Annotated in this window: 13 protein-coding genes; 8 read left to right on the top strand and 5 right to left on the bottom strand. The window is 61.6% G+C overall.

All coding sequences use genetic code 11. The features are described 5' to 3' along the window. Positions 1-25: 25 nt before the first annotated feature. Complete coding sequence (locus ACZ445_RS13585; protein WP_464708448.1) at positions 26-1,231, bottom strand: multidrug effflux MFS transporter; 1,206 nt, start codon at positions 1,229-1,231, stop codon at positions 26-28. Positions 1,232-1,332: 101 nt separating this feature from the next. On the opposite strand from ACZ445_RS13585, the gene ACZ445_RS13580 reads away from it, so the two are divergent. From ACZ445_RS13580 to ACZ445_RS13565, 4 genes are all read left to right on the top strand, one after another. Continuing rightward, complete coding sequence (locus ACZ445_RS13580; protein WP_179029616.1) at positions 1,333-2,439, top strand: efflux RND transporter periplasmic adaptor subunit; 1,107 nt, start codon at positions 1,333-1,335, stop codon at positions 2,437-2,439. A gap of 2 nt (positions 2,440-2,441) precedes the next feature. Further along, positions 2,442-5,525 (top strand): efflux RND transporter permease subunit, encoded by a 3,084-nt coding sequence (locus ACZ445_RS13575; RefSeq protein ID WP_464708447.1) that lies wholly within the window; start codon positions 2,442-2,444, stop codon positions 5,523-5,525. Between the two features lie 134 nt (positions 5,526-5,659). Beyond that, entirely contained in the window at positions 5,660-10,300 is a 4,641-nt protein-coding gene (locus ACZ445_RS13570; protein ID WP_464708608.1) for an RHS repeat-associated core domain-containing protein, read from the top strand. After that, a complete protein-coding gene (locus ACZ445_RS13565; protein WP_081049367.1) occupies positions 10,297-10,617 on the top strand; it encodes a contact-dependent growth inhibition system immunity protein in 321 nt (106 codons plus the stop codon). The genes ACZ445_RS13570 and ACZ445_RS13565 overlap by 4 nt, the downstream gene beginning before the upstream one ends. A 155-nt stretch (positions 10,618-10,772) precedes the next feature. Here the strand turns inward: ACZ445_RS13565 and ACZ445_RS13560 are convergent, their stop codons facing one another. From ACZ445_RS13560 to ACZ445_RS13550, 3 genes are all read right to left on the bottom strand, one after another. Then, positions 10,773-12,002, bottom strand: coding sequence for a M20/M25/M40 family metallo-hydrolase (locus tag ACZ445_RS13560; RefSeq protein WP_464708446.1), 1,230 nt, complete (start codon positions 12,000-12,002; stop codon positions 10,773-10,775). 48 nt (positions 12,003-12,050) lie between these two features. Continuing rightward, positions 12,051-13,109 carry a diguanylate cyclase gene (locus ACZ445_RS13555; RefSeq protein WP_464708445.1) on the bottom strand — a complete coding sequence of 353 codons (1,059 nt, stop codon included), beginning with the start codon at positions 13,107-13,109 and terminating at the stop codon, positions 12,051-12,053. A 73-nt stretch (positions 13,110-13,182) separates the two neighbouring features. Next, entirely contained in the window at positions 13,183-13,815 is a 633-nt protein-coding gene (locus ACZ445_RS13550) for a LysE family translocator (protein ID WP_179029614.1), read from the bottom strand. 123 nt (positions 13,816-13,938) lie between these two features. Between ACZ445_RS13550 and ACZ445_RS13545 the strand changes: the two genes are divergently transcribed. The 3 genes from ACZ445_RS13545 to ACZ445_RS13535 all read left to right on the top strand — a co-directional run bounded on the left by ACZ445_RS13545 (position 13,939) and on the right by ACZ445_RS13535 (position 17,526). Further along, positions 13,939-15,351 (top strand): aminotransferase-like domain-containing protein, encoded by a 1,413-nt coding sequence (locus ACZ445_RS13545; protein WP_464705411.1) that lies wholly within the window; start codon positions 13,939-13,941, stop codon positions 15,349-15,351. Between the two features lie 133 nt (positions 15,352-15,484). Continuing rightward, the gene (locus tag ACZ445_RS13540; protein ID WP_028616631.1) at positions 15,485-16,225 is read left to right on the top strand and encodes a response regulator; all 741 of its coding nucleotides are present in this window, start codon (positions 15,485-15,487) and stop codon (positions 16,223-16,225) included. After that, positions 16,222-17,526: an ATP-binding protein gene (locus tag ACZ445_RS13535; RefSeq protein WP_058427799.1), complete on the top strand. Its 1,305-nt coding sequence runs from the start codon at positions 16,222-16,224 to the stop codon at positions 17,524-17,526. The genes ACZ445_RS13540 and ACZ445_RS13535 overlap by 4 nt, the downstream gene beginning before the upstream one ends. A 377-nt stretch (positions 17,527-17,903) precedes the next feature. Here ACZ445_RS13535 and ACZ445_RS13530 read toward each other — a convergent pair whose 3' ends face one another. Then, positions 17,904-18,833, bottom strand: a complete 930-nt coding sequence (locus ACZ445_RS13530) for a LysR substrate-binding domain-containing protein (protein ID WP_058427576.1) — start codon at positions 18,831-18,833, stop codon at positions 17,904-17,906. A 236-nt stretch (positions 18,834-19,069) separates the two neighbouring features. Between ACZ445_RS13530 and ACZ445_RS13525 the strand changes: the two genes are divergently transcribed. Next, positions 19,070-20,713 carry an ABC transporter substrate-binding protein gene (locus ACZ445_RS13525; protein ID WP_058427575.1) on the top strand — a complete coding sequence of 548 codons (1,644 nt, stop codon included), beginning with the start codon at positions 19,070-19,072 and terminating at the stop codon, positions 20,711-20,713. Positions 20,714-20,736 lie beyond the last annotated feature (23 nt).

Below are 20,736 nucleotides of genomic sequence, written 5' to 3'. Positions count from 1 at the left end.
GCCGGCAAAAGCAGCCCTGATCGTCCTACGTATAGGACAATCCCTTGACCTGACGTTGGCGCAGCAGGTGAAACGCCACGAAGGCCGTCAGCGCAAAGCTGGCCTGGATGATGATCATTGGCGCGGCACTGCCGTCACGCAGCTGGCTGAGCAGGATGCCGCTGCAGGTGGCGCCGAACATCTGCGCGAACCCCATCAGCCCTGCCGCCAGGCCTGCACGATGTGCGTTGGGCATGACCCCGCCGGTAACCGCGCCCGGCAACACCAGGCCACCGCCCAGGGTGACCAGGGCAATCGGGATGTCCAGGCCGAGCACCGACAGGCCGAACAGTTCGTAAATCACCACCGCCGACACCCCGCCGACGGCGACCATCGTCACGCCCATCGCCACAATCCGCTGCGGACCCAGGCGCATGATGTTGCGGCGGGTATAGGTGGACCCCAGGATCAGCATCGACACGATCAGGCCGAAATTGATGCCGTATTCCAGGCTGCTGAAGCCCAGCAGGTTGATGAACACCGCCGACGAACCGGCGATCACCGCAAACATGGCGCCATAGGTACACGCCAGCGCCACGGCGAACGCTCGGTACTGGCGGCCCTTGAGCAAGTCCAGGTATTGCCCGCCGAGGGTGCGCCAGTGAGCGGCCTTGGGATCGAAGGAATGGTTGCTCTCGCGAAAGAACAGCAACGCCAGCAACAGCACCACGCTGCCAATCGCCAGCGCCAGCAGGATCGGCGCGTGCCAGCCGAACAGTTTGATCAGCAGGCCACCGACCATCGGCGCCACCACGATGGCGTAGAGCATGCCGATCATGGTCAACGCCAGGGCCGGCCCGGCTTCGGCCTTCCACACATCCCGCACCACCGTGCGCGCCAGCACCAGCGCAGCACAGGCGCCCAGGCCTTGCAGCACGCGGGCGGCAATGAACGGGTGGATGTCGTGCACCAGCAGCATCGACAAGGTCGCCAGCACGTACAGCGCCAGGCCGCCGATCAGCACCGGGCGCCGGCCGATACGGTCCGACAACGGGCCGAACAACAGTTGCCCAAGGCCGAAAGCGGCGACAAATGCCGAGAGCGCCATCAGTGCCGAACCGACTGGCGCAGCCAATGCCTGCTCGATGGCGCCAAGGCCGGGAATGATCAATTGGGTCGAGACCTCACCCAGTGCCGTCAGGGCCACCAGTAGAAACAGCAAGCGTCGCGATGGGACCGGGGCGTTTGTCATGGAGAACATCCGGGGGGCTGGATTAATTTATATTTCGACCATAATATGCGTAAAAAATTATGTCCATAATTTTTTGCCCAATGGTTACCCCGGAGCCCGCCATGCACCCTCTCCCCCTGCGTCTTCTCACGCCCCTGGCCCTGTTGATCGTCCTCAATGGCTGCAACAGCAAGGCCGACACCGCCGCCGAACTTCCTCAACCTCGCCCGGTCCTGGCTGCCAAAGTCGAAGCGGCCGGCACCCAGCAAAGCGCCTATACCGGCGTGGTCGCGGCACGTACCGAAAGCGACCTGGGCTTCCGCGTCGGCGGCAAGGTCATCGAACGCAAGGTCGACCCCGGCCAGCATGTGTCCCGTGGCGATACCCTGCTGGTGCTGGACATCGGCGACTTCGAACTGGCCCTGCGCTCGGCGAAGAATCGCGTCAACGCTGCCCAGGCCCAACTGCGCCAACGCCGTGACGACGAAAACCGCTACCAGCGCCTGGCCAGCACCGGCGCCGTGTCGCGGCAGATCTTCGATCAATCGGCGACCAACCTGCGCGTGGCCGAAGCCGAACTGGCCGCGGCGCAATCCGACGCCAGCCAGATCGAAAACCGCCGCACCTACTCGGTGCTCAAGGCCGATGGCGACGGCATCATCACCGACGTGCGGGTGGACCGCGGCCAAGTGGTCGCCGAAGGACAGATCGTCGCGCGCCTGGCCCACGACGGTGCCCGTGAAGCCATCGTCAACCTGCCGGAAAACCAGCGCGACCAAGCTTCGCAGAAAGCCCTGGCCTTCCCCTTCGGCGCCCCGGACCAGGCAGTGACCGCCACCCTGCGCGAACTGTCCGCCAGCGCCGACCCGACCACCCGCACCTACCGCGCTCGCTACGTGTTGCATGGCACCATCGAGCGTTTCGCCCTTGGCTCGACCATCACCGTGCGCCTGCAAGGCAACGGCCAGGCCGCGCAAACCCGCGTGCCCATCGGCGCCTTGCAGGACGCCGGGCAAGGCACCGGCGTGTGGGTTATCGGCGCCGACGACAAGATCAGTTTCGCCCCGGTGAACGTCGCCAGTCTTGGCCAGGAAGACGCGCTGCTCGACAGCGGCGTAACGCCCGGCCAAATCGTCGTCGCCCTCGGCGCGCACCTGCTGCACGACGGTGACCCCGTACGCCTGCTGCCCGCCCAGGCATTGGCCCTCAACCGCAAACAGGACAACTGAGCATGCGCGGTATCAACCTCTCTGAACTGGCGGTCAAGCACCGTGCGGTCACATTGTTCCTGATCATTGCAATCCTCGCCGCCGGAGTGTTTTCGTTCGGCAAACTGGGGCGCGCCGAAGACCCCTCCTTCACCGTCAAGGTGATGACCATCACCGCCGCCTGGCCCGGCGCCACCGCCCAGGAAATGCAGGAGCAAGTGGCCGACCGCCTGGAAAAACGCCTGCAGGAACTGGACTACTACGACCGCGTCGAGACCATCGCCCAGCCGGGTTTCGTGTCGATGCGCATGACCTACAAGGAATCGACACGGCCCGGCGAAATCCAGGACCTGTTCTACCAGACCCGTAAAAAACTCAGCGATGAAGCCGCCAAGCTGCCCAAGGGTGTGATCGGGCCGTTCTTCAACGATGAATATTCCGATGTGTACTTCGCGTTGTACGCCCTGGAGGCCGAGCACCTGCCCCATCGGCAACAGGTGCAGATGGCCGAAGAATTGCGCCAGGGTTTCCTCAACCTGCCAGGGGTGAAGAAGGTCAATATCCTTGGCGAGCAGGCGCAACGCGTGTTCGTGGAGTTTTCCTATGAGCGCCTGGCGACCCTGGGCATCAAGCCGGAGCAGATTTTTTCGGCGTTGGCTGCGCAAAACGCCGTGGCGCCGTCGGGCTTTGTCGAGACCGCTGGCGCCCGCGCCTACATCCGTATCGACGGCGCGTTCGACAGCCTGTCACTGATCGAAAACGTGCCGCTGGAAGTCAACGGCCGCGTGCTGCGCATCGCCGATGTGGCCACCGTCAGCCGAGGTTATGAAGACCCGCCCAGTTACCGCATCCGCCACCAGGGCGACCCGGCGCTGATGCTCGGCGTAATCATGGAGAAACACTGGAACGGCCTGGAGCTGGACAAGAGCCTCAAGGCCCAGGAAGCCAGGATCCAGGCCGACCTGCCGCTGGGGGTGAACTTCGCCAAGGTCTCCGACCAGGCGAAAAACATCAGCCTGGCGGTGAATGAATTCATGCTGAAATTCTTCGTCGCCCTGGCGGTGGTGATGATCATCAGTCTGCTGGCGCTGGGCTTTCGCGTGGGGCTGGTGGTGGCCGCTGCGGTGCCACTGACCCTGTCGGTGGTGTTTGTGATCATGCTGCTCACCGGGCGTGAATTCGACCGCATCACCCTGGGCGCGCTGATCATATCCCTGGGGCTGCTGGTGGATGACGCGATCATCGCCATCGAGATGATGGTGGTGAAACTGGAGGAAGGTTTCGACCGCATCCACGCCGCCACCTTTGCCTGGAGCTCCACGGCGGCGCCGATGCTCACCGGCACGCTGGTGACGATCATCGGCTTTCTGCCGGTGGGTTTTGCGCGCTCCGGTGCCGGGGAATATGCCGGCAATATCTTCTGGATCGTCGGCTTTGCACTGATTTCATCGTGGCTGGTAGCGGTGGTGTTCACGCCATACCTGGGCGTGAAGCTGCTGCCGCAGATCAAGCCGGTGCCCGGCGGCCATGACGCGATCTACGCCGGGCGCTACTACCAGAAATTGCGCACGCTGGTGGAAGCCTGCGTGCGCGGGCGTTGGCTGGTGACCGGGCTGGTGGTGGCCGCGTTTGTACTGTGCGTACTGGGCATGGGCGTGGTGAAGAAGCAGTTCTTTCCCAACTCCGACCGTTCCGAGCTGATTCTTGAGGTGTACATGCCACCAGGCAGTGCCTTTAAAAGCACCGAAGCGGTGGCCGCACAGCTGGAAAAAGCCCTGCTGCAAGAGCCGCAAACCACGATGGTCGACACTTATGTAGGCGGCGGTGCGCCACGCTTTTTCCTGTCGCTGAACCCTGAACTGCCGGACCCGGCGTTTGCCAAACTGATCGTGCAGACCCCGGACTCCCATGCCCGCGATGCATTGAAACTGCGCATGCGCGAGCGGATTGCGGCCGGTGAGTTCCCGGCCGCACGGGTGCGCGTCACGCAACTGCTGTTCGGCCCGCCTGTGCCGTTCCCGGTGGTGTTCCGTGTCTCCGGCCCGAATCTGGATGTGCTGCGTGGCATCTCCGAAGACGTGCGCAAAGTCGTCGCCGCCAACAAGCTGACCAAGGATGCCTTCCTCGATTGGGGCGAGCGCACCAGCGGGTATCGTCTGGTGCTGGATCAAGACCGCCTGCGTCTGCTGGGCTTCACCCCCAACGAGGTCAAATCCCAGCTCAACGCGTTGCTCAGTGGCAACCCCATCACCGAGGTGCGCGAAGGCAACCGCACTGTGTCCGTGGTCGCCCGCGCCCAGGGCAGCCAGCGCGAAGACCTTGGCAACCTCAACAACATGACCCTCACCAACAGCGCCGGCACCTCCGTACCGCTGGCCCAGGTCGGGCATTTCCAGGCGGTGATGGAAGAACCGATCCTCAAGCGCCGCAACCGCGCAACCACCGTCGAAGTACGCGCCGACATCATCGACGGCGTGCAACCGCCCGACGTGGAAATGGCCGTGTACAAAGACCTGCAACCGCTGATCGCCAAGCTGCCGGCCGGGTACCAGATCGACATCGGCGGCCCGGTGGAAGAAAGCGCCAAGGCCAACGTCGCCCTGGCAGCGCTGTTCCCGATCATGATCCTGCTGACCCTCACAGTGATCATGTTCCAGGTGCGCTCGTTCGGCGTGATGTTCATGGTCTTCGCCACGGCGCCGCTGGGCTTGATCGGGGCGGTGCCGACCTTGCTGCTGTTCAACCAGCCGTTCGGGTTCAATGCAATCCTGGGCTTGATCGGGATTGGCGGGATCCTGATGCGCAACACGCTGATCTTCACCGACCAGATCCGCCAGAACCAGGACCACGGCATGCCGATTCGCGAGGCGATCGTCGAGGCCACCGTGCGGCGTGCACGGCCGGTGATCCTGACCGCGCTGGCGGCAGCGCTGGCGTTTATTCCACTGACGTTGTCGGTGTTCTGGTCGTCCCTGGCCTACGTGCTGATCGGCGGGGTGCTGGTGGGCACGGTGTTGACGCTATTGTTCTTGCCGGCACTGTGCAGCCTGGTGCTGAGGCGGGAGAAGACGAGAGTTGTCGAAACGTCCCACGTAACCGCCGGATAAGCTCTACTCCCCTCCCCTGAAAAGGTCCGCAAAGTCCCTCGCCTGACTACACAGTGCGAGGGATTGCAAATGGACTTTCTGGTTGTTGGAGCTGTTTCTTGAACCCGGCCATTGGCAGGCTGGCCCTGACCCCAATGGATGTGAAGACGGTCGATGTCGAAAGCGTCTTTCGCGATTTCCGGGAATGCCTGAATACCTTTGACGCGTGGGCTTCAAGCTTTTGGAGCTTGTCGGCGCTGAATGTCGAGCAAGTCTTCAAGGTCGGGGATGAAGTGGCGCTGGTCGCGCCGATCAATCGTTCTCTATACCCAAGCACCACCGTTGCGACTTGCCAGGCCAACGGCAAGTTGACCCTGGTGCACCTGTTCCAAAGCACGCAGTTCGTACCCATCGGCAACACGCCGGTGATGTTGCAGCGTGTCGACCCCAACGGCGGCCCACTGGGCGAGCCGATCCGCAAGACCATCGGCCCGAACGGCATTCTCGAAATCGACGAGTGTGAGCGCAACCAGCAATACCGGGTCAACTTCTATCCCAACGTTTCCAAGGACCACGTCAAGGCACTGTATGCGTCTTATCAATCGGTGATTGATGCATTGGACGCTCGCCTGCGCGAGGCGTGGAAAAACACCTTCGAAGCCCAGTGGAAAGACTACACAGACGCCAGCCCGCTTGATCAGCGCAGGCTGCTGGAGAAGGCCTTTCTTCATGGAATGGGTAAGGCGCTCTACAGCCTTTGGGACAATTTCACACAACTGCCCGAGCTGCTGGCGGACCTCCAGAGCAACAGCCAGAAGTTGCTGCAATACGTCTCACAAACCGAACTGGATGAGCTGCTGAAACTGGGCAAGGACGCCATCGCCCAGGGCCTGCTCGTGCTCAGCGATGAGCCGTTGATGTTTATCTACCTGTCGGCGATCTGCAGTTGGATACGGATGTTGCCGCCGCAAGCGATGAGCGAGGTGATGGGGGAAGTCACCGGCGAGGTGCTGATCAATCTGTTTCTGATCTGGGCCACGCGGGGCATGGGGGTTCAGCTTCGTTTGGGTATGCAGGTGCTGGGGCACATCAAGTCCGGACGCGTGCGTAGATGGTTGCAAATGCTGGCGGACCAGTTGGTCGGGCCTCGGTTGGACGCGCATGTCGAGGCGGCCAGGCCGGTGTTGCTGGGTAGCTCCGCTACGCCGATCAGGGTGATTCCAGATGCGCCGTTGAAGGCTGGGGATCAGGTGGTTGCCAACGCGGTGCCTGCGGTGCGCAGCAAGTCCCAGCGAACTGTGCTGGTTCAGCAACAGCATGTGGATGATGTGCCGGTTTCTGCTCGAAACCCGAATGGGGATGCTGCCGCCTCTTCGGACAAAACCGCCACCAACGGGTGCCCGGTGTCGATGGTTACCGGCGAGGAACTGCTGACCCTCACCGATGGGACACTCGACGGGATTCTGCCGTTTGAGTGGACCCGGTTATACCGCACCAGTGCGGTGGAACTGGATGGTGGGTTGGGGTTTGGCTGGAGCCACTCGCTGGCGCATCGGCTGGTGGTTGAGGGTGATTCGGTGGTGTGGACCGATCATGAAAACCGCTCCACCACCCTGCCCTTGCCTACGGCCTCTCGACCTGCGATCACCAATAGCCTGGCCGAAGCGGCGATCTATTTGGGTGCTCTGCCCGATGAACTGGTGCTGGCGCAGGCATCGCGTTTCTACCACTTCCGCGACGGTGTGCTGACAGCGATCAGCGACGCGTATGACAACCGGCTGCGCATTACCCGGGACTTTCTGGGGCGTGTTGAGCGGGTGGATAACGGCGTCGGGCGCTCGCTGTTCTTGCGGTATGCGTCGGGTCGGATTGTGGCGGTGGATTACCAGATTCATCGCGTTGTGGATGACGGGCCGTTTGTTTGGGTGACGGAGCAGACGGTTGTTTCCTACGCCTATGACGAGCTGGGACGACTGGTTTCGGCGACCAATGCCGTCGGTGAAAGCGAGGTTTATCGGTACGACGAACAGCACGTCATTCTTGAGCGCGGTTTGGCCGGTGGTGCGAGTTTCTTCTGGGAGTGGGAACGGGCTGGCAAGGCGGCGCGATGTGTGCGGCATTGGGCCAGTTTCTCGCAGATGGACACGCGCTATGCCTGGGATGACAACGGCCAGGTCACGGTGTTTAACGCCGATGGTAGCCAGGAAGTCTACGTACATGACCAGCGAGCGCGGCTGGTGCAGCGGGTGGACCCGGACGGTGCCGAGCATTTCAAATCCTACGATGAAAAAGGCCGGCTGACGGTTGAGCAGGACCCGCTCGGGGCGATCACCGCGTATCAGTACGACGAAGCTGGGCGTTTGGTGGCGGTGTTTCCGGGAGATGATGAGCCGACGACCTACGAGCATGACAACGGGTTCGTACGGGTGGTGCGGCGTGGTGAAGCCGTCTGGAAGTATGAGCGCAATGATCAGGGCGATGTAACGCGCAAGACCGATCCTGATGGCAACGCTACTGACTACAGCTACAACAAATATGGGCAACTGGTTGGGGTTTGGCACCCGGATCACAGCTGTCAGCGGCTGGTGTGGAATGAACGTGGGCAGTTGCTTGAAGAGCAGTTGCCGAATGGCGGGATCAAGCGTTATCGCTATAACGACCTTGGACGAAAGATATCCCAAGAAGATGAGCACGGAGCGCTCACACAATTTGAGTGGAACGACGTTGGGCGATTAGTCCAAGTCGTCTTGCCGAGCGGCGACACGCGTAAATATACCTACAACCCTTACGAAAAAATCACCGCTGAACGCGATGAGTTGGGGAACGTCACCCGCTACGAATACGCCGACGGCCTGCACCTGATCAGCCGCCGCATCAATGCCGATGGCAGCCAAGTCAAGTACCGCTACGACAACGCGCGGTTACTGCTGACCGAGATCGAAAACGAGGTGGGCGAGACCTACCGGCTCCAGTACCACAACAACGGCCTGATCCAGCAGGAAATCGGCTTTGACGGCCAGCGCACGGCGTACGTATACGACCTCAACGGCAACCTTCAGGAAAAGACCGAACACGGCGATGACGGCAGTCAGCTGGTTACCCGCTACGAGCGCGACCATGCCGGACGCCTCGTCAGAAAAACCCTGCCCGATGGCAATACCGTCGATTACACCTACGACCGCCAGGGCAACCTCCTCAGCGTCGAAGACGGCCACTGGGCCCTGGCCTACGAGTACGACAGCCAAAACCGCCTCACCGCCGAACACCAAGGCTGGGGCACCCTGCGCTACGGCTACGACGCCTGTGGTCACCTGCAAAACCTGCGCCTGCCGGACAACAACCGCCTCACCTTCACTCACGACAAAGGCGGCCAACTCGCCACCGTCGACCTGAACGGCGCTGTTCTTACCTCACACCTGTTCAAGGCTGGCCGCGAACAGCAACGCGCCCAAGGAAACCTGCTCAGCCACTACCAGCACGACCACCAGGGCCGCCTGTTCAACCAGAGCATCAACGATGCCGAAGGCCCGCTATACCGCCGTCATTACGACTACGACAACACCGGCAACCTCACCCGCCTGCTCGACACCCGCAAGGGCGAACACCGCTACCACTACGACCCACTCAACCGCCTCACCCGCGCCGACCACTCCCAAGACGCACAAGAACGCTTCGGCCACGACCCGGCTGGCAACCTGCTCATGCAAAACCGCCCCGGCCCCGACATCGTCGCTGGCAACCGCCTGATGATCCAGGGCGACCGCCATTACGACTATGACGCCTTCGGCAACCTTATCCGTGAACGGCGTGGCAAGGGCCACGCCCTCGTTACCGAATACCGCTACGACTGTCAGCATCGTCTGATCGGCGTTAAGACGCCCAACGGCCAGACCGCCAGCTACCGCTACGACCCGTTTGGGCGGCGTATCAGCAAAACCGTCGACGGTGTGACCACCGAGTTCTTCTGGCAAGGCGACAAGCTCATCGCCGAACACCACGCGGATCGGCACCGCAGCTACCTCTACGAACCGGACAGCTTCCGCCCGCTGGCGCTGCTGGAAGGCTTCGGCCCCAAGGGAGCCAAGGCCTACCACTACCAACTCGACCACCTCGGCACGCCGCAGGAACTCACCGCCCCGGATGGAGAAATCGTCTGGTCGACGCATTACCGTGCCTACGGCGAAATCAGCCGACTCGACATCGGAAAAGTCGACAATCCGCTGCGCTTCCAGGGTCAGTATTTCGATCAGGAAAGCGGGCTGCACTACAACCGCCATCGCTACTACAATCCGGATGTTGGTCGGTACCTGACGCCGGATCCGGTGAAGCTGGCGGGTGGGATTAACACGTTCCAGTACGTGCCGAACCCTACCGGGTGGGTAGATCCGCTAGGACTGAGTTGTAAAGTTGTAAATTGCCCTGGCGGCGTACTAGATGCACATGAAAATGCCGGCGGGCACTTGATTCAAAAGCATGTTGCGCAGACGAAAGCACAACTGATTACAAGGCTAAATCTGGAACCGCATATACCTGCAGCATCAACGTTCAAAAACCTAGATGAAGCAGAAGCCCTAGTATCCAGGAGCTTAAAAAAACATCGGAGCGAAATTTTAGAATTTTTAGAAGGAGAAAATAACAAACATCTAATCAAAGACAGCTCTAACCGGCCTGTAGGCGTGAGTATTATTAGAGGCACTGAAACGCCCGTACCCGTTTACAATTTCATTCTAGTTCTGAAGAGAAGAGCTAATATGCCGGATGGCTATCTATTACTGACAGGATACCCAGAAAAATGAATACTACACTGACAGCGTTGCAGCAATTTTTCGGCGCTTACTTCAATCAAGACTGGATACTAGAACACTCATCAGCTGACGAAGTCATTGACTCTTTTTTACTTGACTCATCAAGAAGCACAATAATAACGGTAAAAAATGACATCCTAGAACTAATAAGCAACTACACAGACGAGTCCACCCTTCAAAATAACTTACTACACGAGCAGCACTGTTATTACTACTATCCCAGTCAATGGGCTTCAGGACGATCATGGTTGAATCACATTATTGTAAAATTTAATGAGTACTTGGTGAAACAAGAAAATCCTGATTGAAAAGCACCCTGAGGCGAGCAGGCTTGCCCTGCGCTGGGCCGCACAGCGGCCCCAATCCAGGCGATGAGTATTTTCAGGTAAACCAGCATTGTCTGTTTTGAGGCTGCTGCGCAGCCCAACGCAGGGCAAGCCTGCTCACTACAGAAGAGCGTCAGTCAGCGCTTGCTCAGCTCCATAATCATCCGACTCAACAGATACACCCGCGGCACCACACTCTCCACCTCCGCATACTCTTCGAGCGTATGAATATTCCCGCCAACAATCCCAAACCCATCCAACGTCGGCGTCCCTACCCCGGCTGACAAGCTGGCATCCGCCGCGCCGCCACTGCCTTCGATCGTCAACGTCTTGCCCAATTCCCCATAAATCCCCTGGGCAATCGCCACCAACTTGTCCGACTCCGGCGTCTGCGGCATCGGTGGCAGCCCACGCTGCAAGGTGGTCTTCACTTCGGTCTCCGGGATCAGTTTGTTCGCCGACACCCGCGCCAGATCCTTCTCGATGCGATCAAACTCTTCCGGCAGTGCCGCGCGCACATCCGCCTTGGCAATGGCCTGGTCGGGAATGACGTTGGTGCGGTCGCCGGCCTTGATCACGGTGAAGTTGATGGTGGTTTTCTTCTCAGCATCCCCCAGCTTGCCCAGTTGCAGGATCTGGTGCGCCGCTTCCATCGCGGCGTTGCGCCCGAGTTCCGGGGCGACGCCGGCGTGGGCCGCTTTGCCTTTGACTTCGACCACCGCAGTGGCGCTGCCTTTGCGCCACACCACCAGGCCGTCGGCCGGGCGCCCAGGTTCGAGGTTGAGGGTGACGTCGTGGGCCTTGGCGGTTTGGCGGATCAGCTCGGAGGCTGCGTCGGAGCCGGTTTCTTCGCTGGCATCGAGCAGGAAGGTGATTTGCGCGTAGTCCTTGAAGCCCTGGTCCTTGAGGACTTTGAGCGCGTAGATGCCGGCGACGATGCCGCCTTTGTCATCCATCACGCCGGGCCCATAGGCGCGGCCGTCCTTGATGTGGAACGGGCGCTCGGCGGCCGAGCCTTCCTTGAACACGGTGTCCATGTGGGCCATCAGCAGGATTTTGGCTTTGCCAGTGCCCTTGAGGGTGGCGACCACGTGGCTGTTGTTGGCGGCCTTGTCCGGCACCAGTTGGATGGAAAAGCCCAACTGCTTCAGCTCATCCACGGCGATATCGCGCACTTGGGTCAGGCCCGGTTCATAACCTGAACCCGAGTCGATATTGACCAGGCGCTCCAGCAGTTTCAGGGCGTCAGCCTTGTAGTGTTCGGATTGGGCCTGGATCTGTTTATGGGGCTCGGCGCTGTAGGCCGGCACGGCGAAGGACATGGCCAGGGTGGCGGCCAGGAGGGTACGGGAGAAGGTGAAGAGCATGAACCGATCCTTGTTTTTTGTTGGAAGGTGCCGCCACACCCTACCCCACTAGACCGATCGCAACCAACCCCCCTGCACGGCACTGACACGGTTACGCCCGCTGCTTTTGGCGTCGTACAAGGCCTGGTCGGCGTCATTGAGCCAACGGGTCGAATCCGCGTGGGTCGGTTGGTAAGGCGCCAGGCCGATGCTCAGGCTGGCGCGCAGGGTCGGGTCCTGTGCGTAGGCCAAGGCGTTGAAGCGATCGCGCAAGGCGTCCATCACTTCGGTGGCGCGGTTGAGCGCCATGCCCGGCAGGATCACGCAGAACTCGTCGCCACCGTAACGCCCGGCCAGGTCGGTGGCGCGCAGGTTCTGGCGCAGCACTTTGCTGAGCTGGCGCAGGACGATATCGCCGGTGACATGGCCGTAGGTGTCATTGATGGTCTTGAAATGGTCGATGTCGATCAGCGCGATGGCGGCGCCCATGGAATCCCGGCGACAGCGTTGGAACTCGATCTCAAGGTGGTCCTGCCACGCGCCGTGGTTGAGCAGGCCGGACAGGCTGTCGGTGCGGCTCAGGGCCAACAGCTCACGCTTGTGGCGCGCCAGGGTCACCGCCTGGCGATAGCAGATCCAGCCCAGGGCCAACGGGTACAGCATCAGGATCGGCAGGCAGGCGTAGAGCTGCGCCTGGCTGGTCACGGCAATGAATGCGGGCGCGAAGATCAGCAACGCAGTGCCGATACCCAGCGTCTGCGCCACCCATCCCGCCAGCATGAAACGCGGACCGCCGATGGCCACGTTATTCATGGTCATCATCGACAGCGTGGTCACGCTGGGCAGTGGGTTGAAGTGCATGGCGCCGACCCAGAACCCACCGCAAAAGGAATCGAACAGCAGGTTGCGTCGTTCGCTGCGCAATGCGTTGGTGGTGCGCAAGGTCAGTTGGAACGCCAGGTGCGGCCAGACGAACGCGTTGATCACCATCCAGGCCCACACCCACCAGGCGGGGTCCAGGGGATACATCCCGAATACCACTGACACGAAGCCGAGCGTCAGCCCCAGGGTGCGGGATTTGTACAGCCGTGAAGCGAGCGGAAGTCCGTTTCCTTCTGCAGCAGACATGGTGGGGTGAAATCCTGAGTGAATGCCAGGAGTCTATCAGGGCACCGGCAATTCGCCACTACCACTCATAAGCTCATTGGGCAAAGCCCCGCGCCAACATCAACGCCACGCCCAGCAGCAAAACAGCCGTGATGCGTTGCAGCAGCACACGACGCCTGGGGTTTTCCAATACATGCTTGATGCGCTGCCCGAAGTAGCAATACAGGCAGCCGCTGGCGAATTGCAGCAACAGGAACGTCAGCCCGAGAATGCCAATGTCCAACGCCGAACTGTGCCCCTCCACGCCGGCGAACTGCGGGAACACCGCGCTGAACATAATGATGGCCTTGGGGTTGGAAAACCCGGTCAGCAAACCCTTGCCGAACAGGCTGCGCGCGCCCTCCACTGCACCGGCACGGTCCAGCGCCAGGCCGCTGCTGGTCCACTGTTTGTAGGCCAGGTAGAGGATGTAGGCGACGCCGACCAGCTGGATGCCCTGGGTGATCGCCAGGTTGCCCTTGATCAACGCCGAGAAGCCCACGGCAAAGATCAGGATCGAAATCAGGTACGACACACTGGCGCCGATCTGCGCCGGGATCGAGCGGCGCAGGCCGTCGCGCAGGCCCAGGCTCAAGAGCAGCAGGGTCATGGGCCCGGGGCTGAAGGTGATAGTGGCGCAAAACAGCAGGAAGTACAGAAACGAAGAAAGGCTCAACACGCTTGTCATGGTCACAGACCTGAGGAATAGAGCGCGCAGTCTAGGCAGTCGGCGTTGCGCAAGGCAGGTAAAGTGAGGCCTAATCCGCCCGAACTTCACCGGTAAAATCACCGGCAAAGATAAGGAACCTCCATGTTCGTATCGGCCATCGCCTTTGTAGAGGGCACCCCCAAAGTGCAACAGATCGTCGAGGCGTTCAGCCAGGCCATCGAAAACGGTGAATGGGCACCCGGCAGCAAGTTGCCTTCTGTGCGCGAACTGACCCAGACCCTGGGCGTGAGCAAGTTTACCCTCAACGAAGCCCTCGACCGCCTGCGCGGGCGCAACCTGCTCACCTCCAGCCAGGGCCGCGGCTATTTCGTCGCCGCAGACAGCGTCCGCCCGGCCCTAGCCGCCTGGGTCGAGTTGCTGCCCCAGGATCTATTGAGCGTCTTGCGCCGCCCCCTTGCCACGGTCTACGGCGACCTGCGCCCCGGCGGCGGCCACTTGCCCGAGCCCTGGCTGGACAGCGAAGCGATTCGCCAGGCCATGCGCAGCGTGGTGCGTGCGCCTTCGCTACGTATCGCCGGGATGGGCACGCCGGCCGGGCTGCTGCCGTTGCGCCAGGCGCTGCAACAGAAACTGCACGGCGAAGGTTTGTCGGTCTCGGTGGAACAGATCATCACCACCCCCAACACCGTGCAAGGCCTGGACATGCTCATGCGCCTGCTCGCACGCCCCGGCGACACCGTACTGCTGGACACGCCGTGCTACTTCAACTTCCACGCCAACCTGGCGCTGCACGGGGTCAAGGTGGTGACAATCCAACGCCGTCCCGACGGCTTTGACTTCACGGCCCTCGAACAACTGCTGGCCGAACATCGTCCCAGCCTGTACCTGACCACCAGCGTGCTGCAAAACCCGACCGGTCATACCTTCAGTCCCGGCCAGGCGTTTCGCCTGCTGCAACTGACCCAGCAATACGCTTGCCATATCGTCGAGGACGACCTCTACGGCGACCTGCACCCCAACCCGCCGCCGCGCCTGGCAGCCCTCGCTGGCCTGGACCAGGTCACTTACCTGTCGGGCTTCTCCAAGAGCCTGAGCGCCAACGCCCGCGTCAGCTTCGTGGTGGCGGCGCCACAATTGGCGGCGAACCTGACCAACATGAAACTGATGAGCGGCGGTGTGACCTCCGAACTGTTCGAGCAGCTCCTGTACCGCATGCTCAGCGAAGGCAGCTACGCCAGGCACCGCAAGCGCATGGTGCAGCGCTTGATGGAAGCCGGCGGAAGGGTCGAGCAATGGCTCAGGCGTTGCGGCTGCGAATTGCCGATGGGCTACGAAGGCGGGATGTTCATCTGGGCGCTCCTGCCGCCAGGGGTGAACGGCGAGCGGCTAGCGCAGGAAGGCTTGAAACAGGGCATGGTGCTGGCGCCCAGCACGCTGTTTGGCTATGACGCGACGCACCGTGACGCCATGCGTTTCAATGTGGCCCACAGCGATGACCCCCAGGTACAGCAAGTGTTTGAAGCCCTGTTGCCGGGGGCTTCACACACCCTGTAGGCGTTCACGCCGGTATTTTTGCCTCGTCATGTATCTCCTTATCGCCAGATACACTGCAATACAAAGGGCACAAGGCAAGGCCGCCGCCAGTGGCTAGACTGCGCCCCAATGAGTATTTAACGAGGAAAGCAGCATGGATCATGTCGATCACATCCTGATCGTGGATGACGACCGGGAAATCCGCGAACTGGTGGGCAACTACCTGAAAAAGAATGGCATGCGCACCACCGTGGTGGCCGACGGCCGTCAGATGCGCAGCTTCCTCGACACCACACCGGTGGACCTGATCGTGCTGGACATCATGATGCCCGGCGACGACGGTTTGCAGCTGTGCCGCGAGCTACGGGTGGGCAAGCACAAAGCCACGCCGGTGTTGATGCTGACCGCACGCAACGATGAAACCGACCGCATCATCGGCCTGGAAATGGGCGCGGACGATTACCTGGTCAAACCGTTCGCCGCCCGTGAACTGTTGGCACGCATCAACGCGGTGCTGCGCCGCACGCGGATGCTGCCGCCGAACCTGGTGGTCAGCGAGACCGGGCGGCTGATCCGCTTCGGCCGCTGGCGCCTGGACACCACCGCCCGCCACCTGCTCGACGAAGACGACACCCTGGTCGCCCTGAGCGGCGCCGAATACCGCCTGCTGCGGGTGTTCCTCGATCACCCCCAACGCGTGCTCAACCGCGACCAGTTGCTCAACCTGACCCAGGGCCGCGACGCCGATCTGTTCGATCGCTCCATCGACCTGCTGGTGAGCCGCCTGCGCCAACGCCTGCTGGACGACGCCCGCGAACCGGCCTATATCAAGACCGTGCGCAGCGAGGGCTACGTGTTCTCGCTGCCGGTGGAAATCCTCGGGGCCGAGCAATGAGCTTAAGGTTCGGCTGGCCGCGTACCCTGGCGTCACAGTTGTCGCTGATCTTCCTGATCAGCCTGGTGTGCGCCCATGGCTTGTCCTTCAGTGCGCAGTTCTATGAGCGCTACATCAGCGCGCGCACCGCCATGCTGGGCAACCTGGAAAACGACGTGGCCACCTCGGTGGCGATCCTCGACCGGCTGCCCGCCAACGAGCGCGCCAGCTGGCTGCCGCGCCTGGATCGGCAAAACTACCGCTACCTGCTCAACGCCGGCGAAACCGGCGAGCCGATGCGCAGCGACGACGTGCCCATGGCCGCCACCTCGATTGCCGATGCATTGGGCGAACACTACGCGCTGACCTTCCGCGACATCCCCGGGATGCAGAAGCACTTTCAGGCGCACCTGACCCTGGCCGATGGCAACCCGATCACCCTTGACGTGCGTCCCTCCATGCTGCCCGTCGCGTACTGGCTGCCAGTGGTGCTGGTGCTGCAACTGGCGCTGCTGCTGGGCTGCACCTGGTTCGCCGTGCGCCTGGCCATCCGCCCGCTGACCCGCCTGGCGCGCGCCGTGGAGACCCTCGACCCTAACGCCCACCCCACGCCGCTGGACGAAACAGGCCCCACCGAAGTGGCCCACGCCGCCGTTGCGTTCAACGCCATGCAACAGCGCATCGCCGAATACCTCAAGGAACGCATGCAGATCCTCGCGGCGATTTCCCATGACCTGCAAACCCCGATCACCCGCATGAAACTGCGCGCCGAATTCATGGAGGATTGCGCCGAACGCGATAAACTCTGGAGCGATCTGGGCGAGATGGAACACCTGGTGCGCGAAGGAGTGGCCTACGCACGCAGCGTCCACGGCGCCACCGAAGCCAGCCACCGCATCAACCTCGACGCCTTCCTCGACAGCCTGGTGTTCGACTACCAGGACATGCACAAACAGGTGACCCTCAGCGGCAAAAGTGCGGTCGTACTCGACACCCGCCCCCACGCCCTGCGCCGGGTACTGGTGAACCTGGTGGACAACGCCCTCAAGTTCGCCGGCGCCGCACAATTGGAAGTCGGCTCGACGGCCGAGGGTGAACTGTCAATCAAAGTCCTGGACAACGGCCCCGGGATTGCCGAGGACGAACTGGTGCAGGTCATGCAACCGTTCTACCGCGTGGAAAGCTCACGTAACCGCGGCACCGGCGGCACCGGCCTGGGCCTGGCAATTGCGCAACAACTGGCGGTGGCCATCGGAGGCTCCCTAACCTTGAGCAACCGCGCAGAAGGCGGATTGTGCGCACAGATCAAGATCAAGTTGTGACGTTGCACCGGTTAAAACTCCGCATGTAGGAGCCGCGTACCCACGATGCGAAGCGAGCCGCTCTTGATCTTGATCTTGATCTGGCTTTTGATCTTAGGCGCCCCGTCAAACACGCTGGCCGGAATTCGACAGGGATTTGGGGGGTAAACCGGCAGGGATGCCGGTTTAGCCGCCCCGCGCCATGGATGGCGCGTGGCGGCGGCCCCCCAAATCACTGTCGAATTACGGGCACACCGAGCCTAAGCGAGGTGCCGAGTGTTGGGGCAAGAGCCTTTTGCTTACTTTTGGGCTTTTCAAAAGTGAGCCGCTGTAAGAGCGGAACCATAAGCAGCCGTTACCCAAATAACGGATATGTACTCGATCACTACCAACCCCCATCAGCTAACCGCCGTAGAAGGCTCCAACTGCCGCTGCGCCAACCAGATCTCCTCCTGCAACCACTGGCTGAACACCTGCAACTGCGGCATGTCCGTCTGCTCCGGCCGGGTCACCAGCCAATAGGACTGATGCCCCTCCACATGCACATTGAGCACCTGGGTCAACTGCCCGGATGCCAGCTCCGCCGCCACCATATGCCAGTCGGCAATGGTGATGCCCAGCCCGTCGGTAGCCGCGCGTATCGCCAGGTCCAACAAATCGAATTCATACCCCCCCTGAGTGTCCACGCCATGAATACGCGCCGCGTCCAGCCAGTGCTTCCAAGTGAGGTAACGCTGGTCCTCACTGGCCAACACATGCAGCAACGTCATGCGATTGAGGTCCACCCCATCACTGCACTCACGGGCATAAAGCGACGGCGCACACACTGCGATATGCCGCTCCTGAATCAACAGCGAACTGTCCAACCCATCCCACTCACCATTGCCAAATCGAATCGCGCAATCGAGGGTGCTGGTCTGCGCCAGGCTGTCCTGCAGGCACGTGGTGATGCTCAATTCCAGCTCGGGATGGGCCTCGCGCAGACGCCCCAAGCGCGGCATCAACCAACGGCTGGTGAAGGTCGGCGGCGCGTTGACGTGCAGGCGGTTGGAGTGGGTTTTCTGCTGGATACTGCGCACCGTCAACTCGATCTTGTCGAAGGATTGGTGCAGCGCACGCAGCAGCACGCGGCCGGCGCTGGTCAGTTCGAGGTGATGGTGGCGCCGCTCCAGCAGGTGCTCGCCCAACTGTTCCTCCAACTGCCGCACCTGGCGGCTGACCGCGCTCTGGGTCACGTTCAACAGTTCCGCAGCCCGGGTAAAACTGCCGGTGCTGCCGGCCACTTCGAACGCCTTGAGGGCATTGAGACCGGGCATTTTGCGTTTCATGACAAGCACTCGAAGACGACTGACGAGATGCCAAGCATCCCACGAGGCATGGGACATTTCCTAGCCAACATGATTTTTTTGTATCACCCGGCGCGTCTATCTCGACGCCTTGAACGCACGGCGCGGACTAACATGCATTTAACGCAGGTTTAACCGCTGAATTTATCGTTTGTCGATCTTTGCGTGGATGACAAAACTGCGGGCATCTCTAATAAAAACAACATGAGAGCAGCCCCATGTCCGACTCCAACGTTCTAGCGACCCTGGACGGCAACGCGCCGCACCCCGCCGTCGACGCACTGTGCAACCAAGTGCAACGCGGCGAGATCAACCGCCGCCAATTCCTGCGCACCGCCGCCCTGCTCGGCATCACAGCAGCCAGCGCATCCAGCTTCATCGGCTCGGCCCTGCTCGGCAACGATGCCCAGGCCGCCGACGGTACGCCCGCCCGCCAAGGCGGCAGCCTGCGGTTTGCCTGCGCCATCCAGGAGATCCAGGACCCGATGCTGATCACCTGGATCGAAGCCTCGAACCTGTTGCGCAACTCTCTGGAATACCTGACCTGGGTCGACGCCGACAACATCACCCACCCGTACCTGGCCGAAAGCTGGAGCCCCTCCGACGATCTCACCACCTGGACCTTCAACCTGCGCCAGGACGTGAAATGGAGCAACGGCGACGGGTTCAACGTCGACGACGTGCAGCACAATATCCAACGCTGGATCGCCGCCGACTCCAAGTCGGTCAACCGCACCGCATTCCAGGACATCAAGGCCTTCGAAAAAGTCAGCGACTACCAGTTCCGCCTGCACCTCAAACGGCCGATCCTGGCCATCCCGGAAATGCTCAACGCCTTCACCTGCGCCATCGTGCACCGCAGCTTCAGGGCCGGCGATAACTGGGCCAAGAACCCGCTGGCCACCGGTCCGTTCAAGCTGGTGTCGTTTGCGGTGAACAAGCAGGCGACCTTCGCCAAACGCGCCGACTATTGGGGCAAACCGGCCAACCTCGACGAACTGCGCTACATCGACATGGGCACCGACGTGTCCACCCACCTCGCCGCCCTGCAAGCCGGGCAAGTCGATGTGCTGTACCGCGTGACCGTGGCCGAACTGGACCTGGCCAAGCGCCTGCCCGGCGCGCAGTTACTCAGTTGCAAATCCGCGCAGACCGTGGTGATGCGTATGGCCTGCGACCAGCAACCGTTCACCGATGTGCGCGTGCGCAAAGCCGTGGTGCTCTGCGCCGACAACGCGCAAATGCTCAAGGTCGCCTATCGCGGCATGGGCACCCTGGGCGAAGACCACCACGTGGCGCCGTCCCACCCCGAGTATTTCCCGCTGCCCAAGCGCGAACGCGACGTGGCGGCGGCGAAAAAAATCCTGGCCGAAGCTGGCTATGCCAATGGCCTGGACATCGATCTGATCGTCGGCAACACCCAGGGCCGCTATGAGCAGGACTGCGCGCAGATCCTGCAACAGAACTGCCTGGAAGCCGGTATCCGCATCAACCTCAAAGTGGTGCCCGCCGCGCAGTACTGGCCGATCTGGGACAAGGCCGCCTTCAGCCTCACCTACTGGGCGCATCGCCCACTCGGCGTGATGTCCCTGGAACTGGCCTATCGCGGCGGTGGCGCCTGGAATGAAAGCCACTACAGCGACCCGGCGTTCGACGCCGCCCTGGACAAAGCCATGGGCATCATCGACCCCAAACAACGCGCCGTGGCCATGCAAAACGTCGAGCAGATCCTGCAGGACGCGTGCGTGATCGTACAGCCGTTCTGGGGCGACAAATTCACCGCCGTGAGCAAAAAGGTGCAGGGCTTCCAGGTGCACCCTTCCGACTTCTACCCCATGGGCAATGTCTGGCTGAGCGCCTGAATCACGGGCGCAACACCCTTCCC

Source organism: Pseudomonas allii (genome assembly GCF_055380095.1).
This window is presented reverse-complemented; position numbering and strand designations above follow the sequence as displayed.